The 14,158-nt window shown below is 63.5% G+C and carries 13 protein-coding genes; 7 read left to right on the plus strand and 6 right to left on the minus strand.

Translation table 11 applies throughout. The features are described 5' to 3' along the window. Positions 1-6: 6 nt before the first annotated feature. Together rpsI and erpA are read left to right on the plus strand one after the other, a co-directional pair. Positions 7-399, plus strand: coding sequence for a 30S ribosomal protein S9 (rpsI, locus tag ACR9ZC_RS09980; RefSeq protein ID WP_173255276.1), 393 nt, complete (start codon positions 7-9; stop codon positions 397-399). Between the two features lie 197 nt (positions 400-596). Next, complete coding sequence (gene erpA / locus ACR9ZC_RS09985) at positions 597-962, plus strand: iron-sulfur cluster insertion protein ErpA (protein ID WP_173255275.1); 366 nt, start codon at positions 597-599, stop codon at positions 960-962. Positions 963-997: 35 nt separating this feature from the next. Here the strand turns inward: erpA and ACR9ZC_RS09990 are convergent, their stop codons facing one another. Next, positions 998-2,146, minus strand: a complete 1,149-nt coding sequence (locus ACR9ZC_RS09990; RefSeq protein ID WP_481580152.1) for an anhydro-N-acetylmuramic acid kinase — start codon at positions 2,144-2,146, stop codon at positions 998-1,000. A 191-nt stretch (positions 2,147-2,337) separates the two neighbouring features. Between ACR9ZC_RS09990 and tyrS the strand changes: the two genes are divergently transcribed. Genes tyrS through ACR9ZC_RS10005 form a run of 3 tightly spaced genes read left to right on the plus strand, consistent with a single transcriptional unit; the run spans position 2,338 to position 4,780 of the window. Further along, positions 2,338-3,585, plus strand: a complete 1,248-nt coding sequence (gene tyrS, locus ACR9ZC_RS09995; protein ID WP_481580153.1) for a tyrosine--tRNA ligase — start codon at positions 2,338-2,340, stop codon at positions 3,583-3,585. A gap of 12 nt (positions 3,586-3,597) precedes the next feature. Continuing rightward, a complete protein-coding gene (dtd, locus tag ACR9ZC_RS10000; protein WP_481580154.1) occupies positions 3,598-4,056 on the plus strand; it encodes a D-aminoacyl-tRNA deacylase in 459 nt (152 codons plus the stop codon). Between the two features lie 46 nt (positions 4,057-4,102). Then, positions 4,103-4,780, plus strand: coding sequence for a histidine phosphatase family protein (locus tag ACR9ZC_RS10005; RefSeq protein ID WP_481580155.1), 678 nt, complete (start codon positions 4,103-4,105; stop codon positions 4,778-4,780). A 116-nt stretch (positions 4,781-4,896) separates the two neighbouring features. Here the strand turns inward: ACR9ZC_RS10005 and ACR9ZC_RS10010 are convergent, their stop codons facing one another. Beyond that, positions 4,897-5,832, minus strand: a complete 936-nt coding sequence (locus ACR9ZC_RS10010; RefSeq protein ID WP_481580156.1) for an oxygenase MpaB family protein — start codon at positions 5,830-5,832, stop codon at positions 4,897-4,899. Positions 5,833-5,892: 60 nt separating this feature from the next. Further along, positions 5,893-6,957, minus strand: coding sequence for a Holliday junction branch migration DNA helicase RuvB (ruvB, locus tag ACR9ZC_RS10015; RefSeq protein WP_331571028.1), 1,065 nt, complete (start codon positions 6,955-6,957; stop codon positions 5,893-5,895). 146 nt (positions 6,958-7,103) lie between these two features. On the opposite strand from ruvB, the gene ACR9ZC_RS10020 reads away from it, so the two are divergent. Continuing rightward, entirely contained in the window at positions 7,104-7,388 is a 285-nt protein-coding gene (locus tag ACR9ZC_RS10020) for a type II toxin-antitoxin system Phd/YefM family antitoxin (RefSeq protein WP_481580157.1), read from the plus strand. After that, entirely contained in the window at positions 7,385-7,804 is a 420-nt protein-coding gene (locus tag ACR9ZC_RS10025) for a PIN domain-containing protein (protein ID WP_481580158.1), read from the plus strand. The genes ACR9ZC_RS10020 and ACR9ZC_RS10025 overlap by 4 nt, the downstream gene beginning before the upstream one ends. Positions 7,805-7,840: 36 nt before the next feature. Here the strand turns inward: ACR9ZC_RS10025 and ruvA are convergent, their stop codons facing one another. The 3 genes from ruvA to ACR9ZC_RS10040 all read right to left on the minus strand — a co-directional run bounded on the left by ruvA (position 7,841) and on the right by ACR9ZC_RS10040 (position 14,005). After that, the gene (ruvA, locus tag ACR9ZC_RS10030) at positions 7,841-8,422 is read right to left on the minus strand and encodes a Holliday junction branch migration protein RuvA (protein WP_481580159.1); all 582 of its coding nucleotides are present in this window, start codon (positions 8,420-8,422) and stop codon (positions 7,841-7,843) included. Between the two features lie 77 nt (positions 8,423-8,499). Further along, a complete protein-coding gene (gene ruvC / locus ACR9ZC_RS10035; protein WP_331571024.1) occupies positions 8,500-9,042 on the minus strand; it encodes a crossover junction endodeoxyribonuclease RuvC in 543 nt (180 codons plus the stop codon). A gap of 100 nt (positions 9,043-9,142) precedes the next feature. Next, positions 9,143-14,005, minus strand: a complete 4,863-nt coding sequence (locus ACR9ZC_RS10040) for a trehalase family glycosidase (RefSeq protein ID WP_481580160.1) — start codon at positions 14,003-14,005, stop codon at positions 9,143-9,145. Between the last annotated feature and the right edge of the window lie 153 nt (positions 14,006-14,158).

The following is a 14,158-nucleotide window of genomic DNA, read 5'->3' on the forward strand; positions in this document are numbered from 1 at the left end:
GCCCACATGATCGGTAATTGGAACTATGGTACGGGCCGCCGCAAGAGCGCCGTCGCTCGTGTCTTCATCAAGGCAGGCAAGGGCGATATCGTCGTCAACGGCAAGCCCATCGCTGATTACTTCTCGCGCGAAACGTCGCTGATGATCGTTCGTCAGCCGCTCGAGCTCACGAACCACGGCACGACGTTCGACATCAAGGTCAACGTGTCGGGTGGCGGCGAGACGGGTCAAGCGGGCGCGGTCCGTCACGGCATCACGCGTGCGCTGATGGACTACGATGCGACGCTGAAGCCCGCGCTGTCGAGCGCCGGCTTCGTGACGCGCGATGCACGTGAAGTAGAGCGTAAGAAGGTCGGCTTCCACAAGGCACGCCGCCGCAAGCAGTTCTCGAAGCGTTAATACGCGCCGGTACCGCGCCGCAATGCTGGCGCGGTCCGCAAAAAAAGCCGCCGCTGCTGTCCGCACCGGCGGCTTTGTTCATTTCCGCGGCGTCATACGGAACGTTTCAGGCAAGCACCCATTGAATTCATGGACTTACAGCACGATATTCCGAACAGCCCTACAATGGCGCTTAGCAGCTTTTTTGGAGAGTTCGAATGACCGCCGTCACTGAAACCCCCGTGACCGAAATGCCCGGCCCCTTCGTCTTCACGGACGCGGCGGCTGAAAAAGTGAAGCAATTGATCGACGAAGAGGGCAATCCGGACCTCAAATTGCGCGTTTTCGTGCAAGGCGGCGGATGCTCAGGCTTCCAATACGGCTTCACGTTCGACGAAACGATCAACGAAGACGACACCGTCATGAACAAGGCGGGCGTTCAACTGCTGATCGATTCGATGAGTTATCAATATCTCGTCGGTGCTGAAATCGACTACAAGGACGATATCAACGGCGCGCAATTCGTCATCAAGAACCCGAACGCCACGACCACGTGCGGCTGCGGCTCGTCGTTCTCGGCGTAACGTAGTTTCCCCCGTTCCGGCCGTTCAGCAACCGCTCACGCCGGGTAGAGCGCCCCCAGCACGCGCTCGCCCGCGGCGCCCGTGACCGCGGGCAGATTCCCCGGCGCCCGCTCGATACACCGCTTCGCCAACCAGGCGAACGCGAGCGCTTCCACGTGATGGGGCGGTACGCCGAGTTCGTCGGTCGTTCTCACCGATGCGCCGCTGACACCACTCTTCGTCAATGCCGTCTCGAACGCTCGAAGCAGTTCGGGATTGCGCGCTCCGCCTCCGCAGACGTAAATAGCGCCGCATCCGCCGGCATGCCGCTCCACCTCCCGCACGACGGTCGTCGCCGTCAACGCGGCCAGCGTGGCCTGGACGTCGGCCGGGGCCGATTCGGAAAAACCGGCCAGTTTGGCATCCAGCCAACTCGCATTGAACAGATCGCGGCCCGTGCTCTTGGGTGGCGGCAATGCAAAAAACGGCTCGTCCAGCAACCGGTTCAAGAGCGGCTCGACAACCGTGCCGGTTGCCGCGAATCGACCGCCTTCGTCGTAGGGCGTGCCCAGATGGCGGCTGGCCCACTCGTCGAGCAGCACATTCGCGGGCCCGCAGTCGAAGCCCCTGACAGACGTGCCGGTGTCGGCGGGAAGGATCGTGATATTGCTGATCCCGCCGAGATTGCAGATCACGCGGGTCTCGTTTGCGGACCGGAAGATCTGCTCGTGAAAGGCCGGCACGAGCGGCGCGCCCTGGCCGCCGGCCGCCACATCGCGGCTTCGGAAATCCGCCACGACGTCGATGTGCGTCATCTCCGCGAGCAAGGCGGGATTATTGATCTGACGCGTATAGCCTTTTTCGATCATATGGCGCACCGTTTGCCCGTGTACGCCGATCGCTCGCACGCGCGACGGTGCCAGGTTGGCGGAGCGCAGCAGTTCGTGGCAGCACACCGCGTACCGTGTGGCGAGGGCCGATGCGGCGAGCGCCTCGCGCTCGATTTCATTGTCTCCGGGCTGCTGCAGCGCGAAGAGCGCGCCGCGCAGGCCGTCGGCGAAGCCGACGAAAGCGTCGGCCAGCACGGTCGGGGGCCGTCCGTCGGCGAATTCGACGGCGACGCCGTCGACGCCGTCCAGGCTCGTGCCGGACATCAGGCCGAAGTAGATGCCGTCACCGGGAGCGGAGGGGGCGGTACGGGGCACGGAAAACTCCTCGTCGTTTCAAGGTGGCCGGCGCGGGCCGGAAGACGGTGCGAGGCGGCGCAAGGCGGCACCGCACCCCCGACATTATCCAAGCAATGGCGCGCTTGCGTTCAGCAGCGTTGCGAGGGCGGCGCGCGCCGAGAATATGGGACAATTACGGCTTTTGCAACGTCTCAGCACGCGACTTTCCGATGAGCACCGACTCCACTGCCCAACCCGCCTCGAAGTTTCCAGTCACGGACGAGGTCCTTCACGCGCTCGCTGTCGCCAAGCGCGGCGCCGACGAACTGCTGATCGAAGAGGAGTTCGTGCAGAAGCTGGCGCGAAGTGCCGCGACGGGCAAGCCGCTGCGCATCAAGCTCGGGCTCGACCCGACTGCACCGGATATTCATATCGGCCATACGGTCGTGCTGAACAAGATGCGTCAGCTTCAGGATCTCGGGCACACCGTCATCTTTTTGATCGGCGACTTCACCTCGCTCATCGGCGATCCTTCGGGACGCAACGCCACGCGACCGCCGCTCACTCGCGAGCAGATCGAATCGAATGCGAAGACTTATTTCGATCAGGCCGCGCTGGTGCTCGATCGCGAGAAGACGGAGATCCGCTTCAACAGCGAATGGTCGATGCCGCTCGGCGCCGACGGCATGATCAAGCTGGCGTCGCGCTATACCGTCGCGCGCATTCTCGAACGCGAGGACTTCACGAAGCGGTTCCAGGGTGGTGTGCCGATCTCCATCCACGAATTCCTCTATCCGCTGATGCAGGGTTACGACTCGGTCGCGCTGAATGCCGATCTCGAGCTCGGCGGCACCGATCAGAAGTTCAACCTGCTCGTTGGGCGCGAGCTGCAGAAGCAGTATGGACAAGAGCAGCAGTGCATTCTGACGATGCCGCTGCTCGAGGGACTGGACGGCGTCGACAAGATGTCGAAGTCGAAGAACAATTACGTCGGCATCAGTGAGAAGCCCGCTGACATGTTCGGCAAGCTGATGAGCATCTCGGATACGCTCATGTGGCGCTACTTCGAGTTGCTGTCGTTTCGCAGCGTTGAGGAGATTGCACACTTCGCCCGCGAAGCGCAGGAAGGCCGCAATCCGCGCGACTTCAAAGTGCTGCTCGCGCAGGAGGTCGTGGCGCGCTTTCATTCGCAGGCCGACGCCGAGCGCGCGCTCGAGGACTTCAATCACCGCGCGCGCGGCGGGGTGCCCGATGACATCCCATCGGTGACGCTTGCCGGCGCGCCGCTCGGCATCGGCCAATTGCTCAAACAGGCGGGCCTCGTGCCGTCGACGAGCGAGGCGCTGCGCAACATCGACCAAGCCGGCGTCAGGATCGACGGCACGACGGTTACGGACAAAGGGCTCAAGGTCGACGCCGGTGAATATGTCGTGCAGGTCGGCAAGCGGCGCTTCGCGCGCATCACGCTGACCGCGTGACAGAGGGGGCTCGTGATCGCCTTGATCCAGCGGGTGACCCAGGCGCAAGTGCGCGTCGGCACGCGCGTCACAGGAGAGATCGGCCCGGGACTGCTCGCGCTCGTTTGCGCCGAGCGCGGCGACAGCGAAGCCGTGGCCGACAAACTCGTCGCGAAGGTGCTGGGCTATCGCGTATTCGGCGATGCGGCCGGCAAAATGAATCTGCCGCTTTCGAATATCGACGGCGCAGGGCGTGCCGGCGGGTTGCTGCTCGTTTCGCAATTCACGCTGGCGGCCGATACCGACAGCGGCCTGCGTCCGAGCTTTACGCCGGCCGCGCCGCCCGAGGATGGGCGGCGTCTGTTCGACTATTTCGTTGCTGCGGCGCGGGCGCGTCACCCGCTCGTCGAAACCGGCGAGTTCGGTGCCGAGATGCAGGTCTCGCTCGTCAACGACGGTCCCGTCACGTTCTGGCTGCGCGCCCGTAACTGATCCGAACGGTCCGGGCCTGACCTGACCGTCCATACGTCTTTCGATCATGCCAACCCGCATCGTTTTCATCCGCCATGGCGAGACCGACTGGAATCGCATCAAGCGCATCCAGGGCCACATCGATATCCCGCTGAACGAGACTGGGCTCGAGCAGGCCCGCCGAATTGCGGCGCGGATGACCCGCGAAGCCGGCGCCGGCCGCGGGGTCGATGCCATCTATGCGAGCGACTTGATGCGAGCGCGGCAAACGGCCGAGCCGACGGTGGCCGCGCTCGGCTTGTCGCTGAAGCTACAATCGGGGCTGCGCGAGCGCGCCTATGGCGTCTTTCAGGGACATGACAGCGATGAGATCGCGGACCGGTTTCCCGATGCCTACGCCGTCTGGCAGACGCGCGATCCAGGCTTTGCGCCCGAAGGCGGCGAGTCGCCGCGCGTGTTCTATCACCGGGTGCTGCACACCGTCGCGCAAATCGCGGCCGAGCATCCGAACGGCCGCATCGTCTGCGTGACGCACGGTGGCGTGCTCGATTGCGTTTATCGCTGTGCTCGCGGGCTGGCGCTCGATGCGCCGCGCGACTATCCGTTGCTCAATGCGAGTCTCAACAGCGTGCAGTGGGACGAAGCCGGCCGCGCCTCGATCGTCGAATGGGGCGATGTCGCACATCTCGAAAGCGCGAGCGCCGACGACGGCTTGGCGGTGGCGAAAGGCGTCGACCGCAAGTAGGCGACACGGAGCATCATCGACGCCCCTGCGGCGCGCCGCACGCGCAGGCGTGCGTTGCTAGCGTTGTGCGCGCGTTGAGCTTGGTCGCGGGCGGTGCCATGGCGCCATTACTGCCGTCACGCCACTTGCGCAGCCACGCGCCGGCGTGCGCGCTTCGATGCCCCATTGACGAGCGCCCAGCGCATCACGGGCGCGACCATGCGTATGCCTTGGCGTGCCAGCTTGCCCGCATACCGCGCCGGCGCCGAAAAACCGATCAAGTCCTGCGCCCAGCGGGGTAACGAATCGACGCCCGCGCGGAACACCAATGCGCCGGCAGGCCGCATCAAGCGTCCTTTCGGGGCGGCGTGGGCAAGCACCGCAACGACTTCTTGCACGCGCGGCCCTGCCTCGAGCGCGGGCCGCATGGTGGCGAGATAGGTCGCCACTTCCGCCCGGGAGCGCGGCACATCCTCGGCACCCAGCAGTTGCGCGATCATGGCCATCTCGGCGTAATAGCGATCCTGCTCACCGATCGACAGCGCGGGATTGACATAGCGCAGATGGGCAGCCATGAAGCTCGAGACCTCTGCCACGTGGACCCATGTCAGCAACGCGGGATCGCTGGCGCGGTAAGGCCGCCCGTCCGGAGCGGTACCGCTCACGGCGAGATGGATGCGTTTGACGCGTTCGATCAGCGCGAGCGCGTCGGCGCGGTTGCCGAACGTCGTGCCCGAGATGAACGTGGCCGTGCGGCGCAGGCGGCCGAGCATATCGGTGCGAAACGTGGAGTGGTCCCATACACCGGCCAACGCGAGCGGATGGAGGGCCTGCAGCATCAACGCCGAGATGCCGCCCACCATCATCGCCGTGAAATCGGCATGCACTTGCCAGCAGACCGCATCGGGGCCGAAGAGGCCAGGGTCGCCGGGCGGCGACGAGAAATCGAGCGTCGGGCCGCTGCCTGTCGTCAGATGAGTGATGCCCCGGACGATCTTCGCGCGCACTCGGGCGCCGAGCGCATCGCGCCATGCCATGCTCGGACGAGGGGCTTTGCCGGCGCTATCTGACATGGAGAGCTGGGGAACCGTTGAAATGAGGCCTGCCCGACGCGTGCGCTCGACGCTTGCGCCTCAGGAGGCGTCGTTATCCCAGAGGCTGCGCACGGTGCTGGCCGCGTCGGGGGTGGCCAGGCCGAAATGGCGGTACGCCGCCAAAGTCGCCACGCGCCCGCGCGGTGTGCGCTGCAAATAGCCTTGCTGGATCAGATACGGCTCGAGGACGTCTTCGATCGTATCGCGCTCCTCGCCGATGGCGGCAGCCAGATTGTCGACACCGACGGGGCCGCCGTCGAACTTGTGCAGGATGGCCTCGAGCAGCTTGCGGTCCATCAGATCGAAGCCGACGGCGTCGACATCGAGCATGGCAAGGGCCGCATCGGCCACTCGCGCCGTGATATTGCCGTCGGCCTTCACTTCGGCGTAATCGCGCACGCGGCGCAACAGCCGGTTCGCGATGCGCGGCGTGCCGCGCGAGCGGCGCGCGATCTCGTACGCGCCGTCGCGATGGATCTGCGCGCCGAGCAGCGATGCCGAGCGCACGACGATGCGCGCGAGCTCCTCGGCGTTATAGAACTCCAGGCGCGCGACGATGCCGAAGCGATCGCGCAGCGGATTGGTCAGCATGCCGGCGCGCGTCGTTGCGCCGACGAGCGTGAACGGCTGGAGATCGAGTTTCACGCTGCGCGCGGCCGGACCCTCGCCGATCATGATGTCGATCTGGTAATCCTCGAGCGCGGGATAGAGGATTTCCTCGACGACGGGCGAAAGGCGATGGATTTCGTCGATGAACAGGACGTCGTTGGCTTCGAGATTCGTGAGCAGCGCGGCGAGATCGCCGGCACGCTCGAGCACGGGCCCGGACGTTTGCCTCAGATTGACCCCCATTTCGCGGGCGATGATGTGCGCGAGTGTCGTTTTACCGAGGCCCGGGGGGCCGAACAGCAGGACGTGATCGAGGGACTCCGAGCGGCGCTTGGCCGCCTCGATGAAGATTTCGAGCTGGCCGCGCACTTTTTCCTGGCCGACATACTCTTCGAGCTGGCGCGGACGCAGCGCGCGCTCGAACGCTTCCTCGTGCGAGGAAGAGGGTGCCGCGGAGATGATGCGCTCGGTGGCGAGCTTGTCGGTTTCGATCATGCGCGCCATTGTACCGCGCGCGGCGCTTCGCGCCGACCGGAACGCGGCCAATGAGGCACGCTTGCGTTTCCATTCTCGAAAATTTAAAATGTGTACACGTCGATTCACAAATGTAGCGTGCGAAGGCACGATGCGGGAGCATGAGCATGGAAGCAATCAAGGTAGGGATTCGTGCGTTTCGAGCCGATCTCGCTGAATACATTGCTGCGAGCACACCGGTGGCGGTAACGCGTCATGGCCAGACGGTAGGTTACTTTATCCCGGCACACGGCCAGGACGAAGGACAACGCGCCGCGTTGAAGAAAGCGAGTAAGGCCCTGGACCGGCTGTTGGCCGATCATGACGTGGATGTCGAGGAAGTCGTGTCTGAATTCAAGACGGCGCGTCGTGCATCGGCGGGCAAATCCAAGGCGGGCACCAAGTCGACATGAGCAGTAAGGCAATCGTACTCGACGCGAATATTCTGATTCGGGCTGTCCTCGGCAAGCGCGTGCGCGAGTTGATCACTGCGCACGCAGAAGATGTCCGGTTTTTCGCCCCCGACGTCGCCTATGCGGATGCCAGGAAGTATCTGCCAGGCCTGCTAAAAAAGCGTGGCATCTCGCCCGAACCCGCGATAGCGGTGCTGGATGGCTTGGTTCCGATCGTCCAGATCATCGACGGGGAGATTTACGCCGAAGCGAAAACGCAGGCGCTCCAGCGCATCGGTACACGCGATGCGGACGACTGGCCCGTTCTAGCGTGTGCAATGATCGTGGGGTGCCCTGTTTGGACCGAGGATGCAGATTTCTTCGGGACAGGCATCGCAACATGGACCACGGACCGGATCGCACTTTATCTCGCGTGACACTGTGGAGACTGATGTGAATGATTTGGCCCCATATTAAGCCTTCGACAGTGCTTTCAGCGCGAGCTTGATGCCTTCGGACACGCCGGTTCCAGCCGGCACGTTTTTGATGGCGGCGAGCGCTTCTTTTTCCGAGTAGCCGAGGGCGAGCAGGGCATTGAGGATGTCGGTGGCGTGGTCGGACGGGGACACGGCCGCGGCGGCCGCGCCGAGATCGGCGCCGAGCTTGCCCTTGAGCTCGAGCAACAGACGCTCGGCCGTTTTCTTGCCGATGCCGGGCACACGCGTGAGGCGCGCGGCATCTTGCAGCGTCACGGCCTGGGAGAGCTCCTGAACGCTCATGCCGGAGAGCACCGCCAGCGCCATGCGCGCGCCGATGCCGCTGATCTTGAGCAACTCGCGGAATGTGGTGCGCTCCTGGGCCGTGCCGAAGCCGTAGAGGAGGTGCGCGTCTTCGCGCACGATCAGCTGCGTGAGCAGGACGACTTTTTCACCTGTCGACGGCAGGTTGTAAAACGTGCTCATCGGCACGTCGATCTCATAGCCCACCCCGTTGCAATCGACGAGCAGGTGAGGTGGGTTCTTTTCCAGCAGGGTGCCGGCGATTCGACCGATCATGTCTGAGGCGAGTGGAAAGGCAATGCGCGAGTGTAGCGTATGCCGAGGTGTCGCGAGCCGGCCGCAGGCCTTGCGTGTCAGCCGACGAGTCGCCCGCGCCGCACGCGCAATCCTTTTTTCGCGAGCCCGGGGGCGATATCCGCGAGGGCGCCGAGCGCACTTCCACCGTGGGCGTGGCAGATGGCCATGCCGAGCGCGTCCGCTGCGTCGGTGCCCGGCAGGCCGGGCAGATCGAGCAGGCGTCCAACCATCTGCTGCATTTGTTCTTTCGTCGCACGGCCGTATCCGACGACGGCTTGCTTGAGCTGCAGTGCCGTGTATTCGGCAACGGGCACGCCGCCGGACACGAGGCCGCAGATCGCCGCACCTCGCGCTTGCCCAAGCAGCAGCGTCGATTGCGGATTGACGTTCACGAAGACTTTTTCGATGGCCGACTGGTCCGGGGTGTGCTGGCGGATCAGCGTGGAGATGCCGTCGAAAATCGTGCGAAGACGGGACGGCAGATCCGCATCGGCCGTGCGGATGACGCCGCTCGTCACGTAAGTGAGCCGTTGGCCGGTTTGATCGATGATGCCGAAGCCCGTGACGCGCAGGCCGGGATCGATGCCGAGGATTCTCATGAGATTCAGGTGGGGAAGTGCCTGCGATACTACAACGAACGGCACTTCCCGCCTACAGGCGCAACGCTCCCATACATCCCGAGTGCGAGGACACGTGTTGTCAGGCCGCCACCGTCTGCTCCACCGGTTGCTCGTAGACCTCCTTGCAGCTCTTGAACCGCCATGCGAAATAGGCAAGCGTTTCATTGGTCATCGTCATGTTCGGTTCAACCGGATATTCGCCACCGCGGCCCAGCTCGCCATTGGGGTTGTACTTCTCGGCCGTGATGCCGTAATTGACGAGTGCCGCGCGGGCATTTTTCACGAAGCCCAACGCGATTCGTTCCGCACGCTCTGGATGACCGTTCGCGATCAGGCCTTCGACCGCCTTGTAAGCGTGCATCGCCCAGAAATTGAAGCCATCCCACTGCTCGTGGCTATCCACATCGGCGGTGGCCATGAGACCGTCCCCGGTGGTGAGCGAGTCCAAAGCCCCGACGATCCATTCGATGTCTTGCGGCGGCACGACGCCGGCCCAGAGTGCGTTGGCGACCTCGGCCGACAGCAGTGGATGCAGCTCGCCTTCTCTGAGCCGGTAGTACGACCCGACCATCATCGGCGGACGCGTGCCGGGCTTCGGCTCGAGCGTGATATCCGTACGCGGCGCGAGGAAGGTTTCCTGCATTGCGAGCTCGCGCTGATCGGCGAACTTCTGCAGCATGTCCGCCATTTCGTCATGACCGGCTGCACGCAGCGCCCTTACCAGGACGCGCTCGGACTGGAGCACATGGGCATTTTCAGTCAGCGGCGCGGAATAGCTCAGTTCGCGGCGGCCATCGACCGGGTTGCGCTGCGCCCGGCTGAAATCGGTACCGATGGCCGCGCTATCGCGGTTCTCGCCGAACACGAATGCAGGATTGATTCCGAGCCGCGCGAGTTCCTCGTCTGCGATCTCAGTGTCTTCGAGATCGCCTTCGGGGCGCGATCCCGAGGGCGTCGCATAGTCGATCAAACCGTTGACGATCTTGCCGTCGGGTTTCATTGCGACACCGTTGAAGATGGTCCCGGGCATCAGGCTCTCCGCACCGCGCATTCTGTTGTACCACTCGCCCATCAGTTCGGGCAGAAATTCCACCAGGATGTCGTCATTGCCGACGTGGTCCGCGTACATCCCCGCGATGATCGCGAACGTCTCCGGCTGCTGACGTCCGGTGTAGTGCGTCGCGTAGGCGTTTTCGTCGATTCCGGTCGTCCTGATGATGTGCGCTTTGTTGATGAGCGTACGCCTGACGCTCGCCAGGTCTCCGTCGGCCAGTTGGCCCGCCGATGCCAGCAACTGGTCCCATTGGAACGGAGTACTGAAGCGATTTGACGGTACGTCCGCAACCTCCGGAACCGGAATTGCGGATGAGCCCACCCGCAACGTCGCTTCCGACATATCGAGCTTGTTGATCTTGCGAAACGCGAGGACGTGGTCTTTCAGTGAGTTGATCGGCCCTTCTGGCTTTCTGTCGGCAAGCGGTCGACGCGGCGGATAGAAGTTCGCCTTGAAGAAGTCCGCAATGTCGAAGTCCTTCCAGAACTCGTCTCCCAACGTATCGAGATCTTCCGGGATAGCTTGTCCCTGCGCGATGTTTTTGATTGCGTATTCTCGCCGCGACCGCTCGAAATCCGCCATGATCTCGGCCGCAGGGCGCCTGGGGTCGCAGTCGACCACGGCCATGCTGTCGGACGTACCCAGATAGTCGTGGAGCGAATCGCCGATGGGCGTGCCTATCGGGTAGAGACGGGAGCGCCTCTGCACCAAGTGAAAGAGCTGCCCATAGATCTGCTTGTGACTCGGCATGACCACAGGCTCGACCGGCACCCATTCCTGCGGAAAGTTCGCGAAGATTTCGCGGATCTGCTGCTGCATCGGCGATTGACGCACGTTGGGATCGGCGGGTGCGAATCGGGTCGGCTTATTGGCTTTGAAGATCCGCTGGTTTTCGGCGTCCGGCACGTACATTTCGGGCACGCGAGTGCCGACGAGCGTATTGCGTCCGCCCGTTCGGCCGAGCACGTGTTGACGATCGCGCTCGACGGTGCCGACGAAGTGCTGTTTCTGGTACGCGATCGGTGGCATCCCGCTCACATTTTCGTGCTGATTGGTGTACTGGTACGACACCACCATGTTTTCGCCCCAAGTGGATTCGTCCAGCAGCTTCGCGCCCGCGCTGTCCATCTCACGCTGAATCGCCGGCCCCGCGGCGGGGTTGCCGTTCATTGTCGCAATCCTGTCGAAGCGGGCGTTCAACTCGCCCGCGGCTTCGGGCTTGACATAGCGCCGCACGACGACTTTGAGATCCCCGCGTGCGCCCGCGGGGCGATCGGGCAGTATGTGGTTGCGCATGTGTTCTGGCGGCGTAGGCGAAGAGGCGCCCCAGAGTTCCGTTTGCCATTCGATGTACTCGAGCTCGGTCATGACCCATTCTTGATACGGCGTACCGTTGGTGCCCGGGGGCGGGAGGTACAGCGTCGCCTCTCCGCTCTCGAGTCCTTTTACGAACCGTTTCATTGGGATCCACCACGCACCGAGGCCCATGCCCGTCACGTCGTGAATGGGCGGTGTGAGGCTCGGTTGCGGATAGGTGAGCCCACCGAGCGTTATATGCTGTTCGCGGCGGTTCTCGCTTCGCGAGACATTGTCCGCCCCGCGGATTCGGCTCGTGAGAGTTCCTTTGGTCCGCGAGAGTTGCACGGCGAACGCGTTCCACCAGCTGTTGACGCCCCCCACAACCCACGCGTTCTTCGGAATGGCGAGGTTGCCTCCGAACGGCGTGTTTACACCGAGCACCGTCATGGTCTGCGCGATACGCGCCCTTTCCGTGTCTTCGCGCGTTTGATGATGGACGCGGATGTGGTCGTTGTCGAAATGCTCGTCAACGAGATTGTCCCACCCGCCAAGGTCCTCGTCGCTATCCTCGGAAGCGGTCACCCCGGATAGCGCATCGACGACCTTGCATGCCAAGGCCTTTGCCTCATCGAACGTGTCGGCCGCGATGCGAAGCTTGACGCCCTCCGACGTTTCGTGAGAGCGGTGAAAACCATATTCGAACACTTGCCACCAGAAATTCTCGGACGCGGCGCTCGGGCTCTCGGAGTGAATCTGCCCAACAGCGCCGGCGAGAAGTGTCCATGACTTGCGATCCATCGTGCCGATGTCGATGTCGATATGAGCGCCGTCAGGACCTTCGTCCCCCGAGAGAATCATGGCGGCGCCGCGGCCGCGAATGCGAGAGCCTGTCGGCAACGGCGTGACGGTCGGATGCCCCCATTTATGCCTCAACGCCTCGGGAGCGACCGTCGCCCAGTACGTGATATTCGGCCCCTGTGCACCTCGGCTCGTGAACGCGATGGAGGTGCCGGGGCGCATCGTATCGACGAGCTCGCGCACCCCTCGAGCGTTGCTTGCTTTGCCTAGCTGCATGTTTTCGAGCGTCCGCAGGTGCTTGCCCATGTCCGACGTGGCGGGATCGACGCCGGCTTCCCGCATCCATGCACGCAGTTTGTCGACGTTCAGTTGCCTGCATTCGCCGTGCCCCTGTTGCCATGCCGGGTGGCGGCTCAGCTCCCGCGGCGTGATTTGCAGCCTGCGCGCGGTCGCATCGAGCAAATCGTTGAACTCCCCTCTTTTCAGATCGATCGAAGCGCGCCGTGTACGGTGATCCACGCGGTTGATGAACGCTTTCAATGCGGTGAAGTGCAGCGCTTGACGCACGCGGTCATCGGTCAATTCCGGGACGAAGTCGGTGTCGCGCACAAGCAGGCCGTTTTCCCATCTCATCGGCGGGGCGAGTGCCTCGTCCAGATGCGCGACTAAATCGCTCATGGTCCGCTTGGCCAGTGTGTCCATCAGACGCTGGTTCATCGTCGGCATGCGCCCGAAGAAACCGCGTTTTTCGTTGGTGTCGCTGAATATCTGGTTCACCCGGTGCCGCATCATCGACAGATTTCTGACGTCGCGCTCGCCCCCTTGTGGCTTGAAGAGCAGAATCGCCTCGCGTTCCTTCCGGGTAGGGCTGGTGGAGCACGAGCCCATCAACGCGCGCGCCGCGATGACATTGCGCTCGAAGCCCAGCGCCTCGCTGGTGCCGGGCCGCGGTTTGTCGGCATCGGGTTCGGGCAGGGCACAATCAACGATCTCCTGGGCGAGCATGAGGGCGTCATTGAGATCTCGCGGGCGCTCAAACGCCTCATCGCCGAACGGCAGATTGTCGAGCAGATGTGCGCACGCTCTGAGCGTGGTCGACATCCGCCGACGCTCATCGTCCGTATCGCTCAGGCGGACAAAGCGCGATGGGGCGAGCGCCGTCAGCACATCCCAACCCAGCTCGGTTTTTGCGAGCAGACACTGGGCCGCCAGATCGTCGGCTTGAACCGTTGCTGGAAATCGCGACGGGTCGCCCTCCGCTTGAAGATTCCAGGCATTCATGACATCCCGCGCACGTTCTGCATCGCCGCCCGTTGCCTGGGCGAGCGCGGTGGCCAACACGATCGCCTGCGCGTAGCGCGGCGCATGACCGTAGACAGGGATGTCGCTGTTTTCGCGTCTGTCGAGCAACTGATCGACGAATTGAGGGCTGACGCCCACGAACATCGACTCGATCTCAGCGCGTGCCGACTCCCGGTCGGTCATCGGATCTTGAGTGCTCGGGCGCTGGCGAGCGTCCTCGGCCGCTGCGCGAAACCGGCGGCGACTCGTTCGATCGTCGTTGCCTGCGAATGTCCGTTCGACGTGCTCATCCAGTTTTCGCTTGACGTCGACCGGCTGCGGTTTGCGATCCATCCGAAACAGCCCGCGCAGCCTGCCGCCTCGCAGGCGGGAGGCGTTCTCCCGATTGACATCGTCAGCGGCGGGGGCGGCAGTCTGCCGGTCCGCTGCCGGATGCTGCGCATGCGGGACGCTCGGTGCCGTCGTGGGCGAGAGAGTGGGCGTTGACATACACGTCTCCTTGGGAGGTTCTTCTCTTTGATCACCGGCTCGACGATCGAGTGGTCGCCGCAATGGCTGACGACTTCATGTGATCGAAGTGCCTTGCAGTTGCTCAGTGCGTGCCGTGTGTGGCTCTCGCGCTGAAGTGGTGACGATTATCGC

The sequence above is a fragment of the Trinickia sp. HAY1-2D genome (genome assembly GCF_056754935.1).

Excerpts from the sequence above, each read along its gene's own strand:
- rpsI (WP_173255276.1), top strand. The coding sequence starts at position 7 with ATGATCGGTAATTGGAACTATGGTACGGGCCGCCGCAAGAGCGCCGTC.
- ACR9ZC_RS10040 (WP_481580160.1), bottom strand. The coding sequence starts at position 14,005 with ATGTCAACGCCCACTCTCTCGCCCACGACGGCACCGAGCGTCCCGCAT.
- ACR9ZC_RS10025 (WP_481580158.1), top strand. The coding sequence starts at position 7,385 with ATGAGCAGTAAGGCAATCGTACTCGACGCGAATATTCTGATTCGGGCT.
- ACR9ZC_RS10010 (WP_481580156.1), bottom strand. The coding sequence starts at position 5,832 with ATGTCAGATAGCGCCGGCAAAGCCCCTCGTCCGAGCATGGCATGGCGC.
- ACR9ZC_RS10020 (WP_481580157.1), top strand. The coding sequence starts at position 7,104 with ATGGAAGCAATCAAGGTAGGGATTCGTGCGTTTCGAGCCGATCTCGCT.
- ruvC (WP_331571024.1), bottom strand. The coding sequence starts at position 9,042 with ATGAGAATCCTCGGCATCGATCCCGGCCTGCGCGTCACGGGCTTCGGC.
- tyrS (WP_481580153.1), top strand. The coding sequence starts at position 2,338 with ATGAGCACCGACTCCACTGCCCAACCCGCCTCGAAGTTTCCAGTCACG.
- ruvA (WP_481580159.1), bottom strand. The coding sequence starts at position 8,422 with ATGATCGGTCGAATCGCCGGCACCCTGCTGGAAAAGAACCCACCTCAC.
- ACR9ZC_RS10005 (WP_481580155.1), top strand. The coding sequence starts at position 4,103 with ATGCCAACCCGCATCGTTTTCATCCGCCATGGCGAGACCGACTGGAAT.
- erpA (WP_173255275.1), top strand. The coding sequence starts at position 597 with ATGACCGCCGTCACTGAAACCCCCGTGACCGAAATGCCCGGCCCCTTC.
- ruvB (WP_331571028.1), bottom strand. The coding sequence starts at position 6,957 with ATGATCGAAACCGACAAGCTCGCCACCGAGCGCATCATCTCCGCGGCA.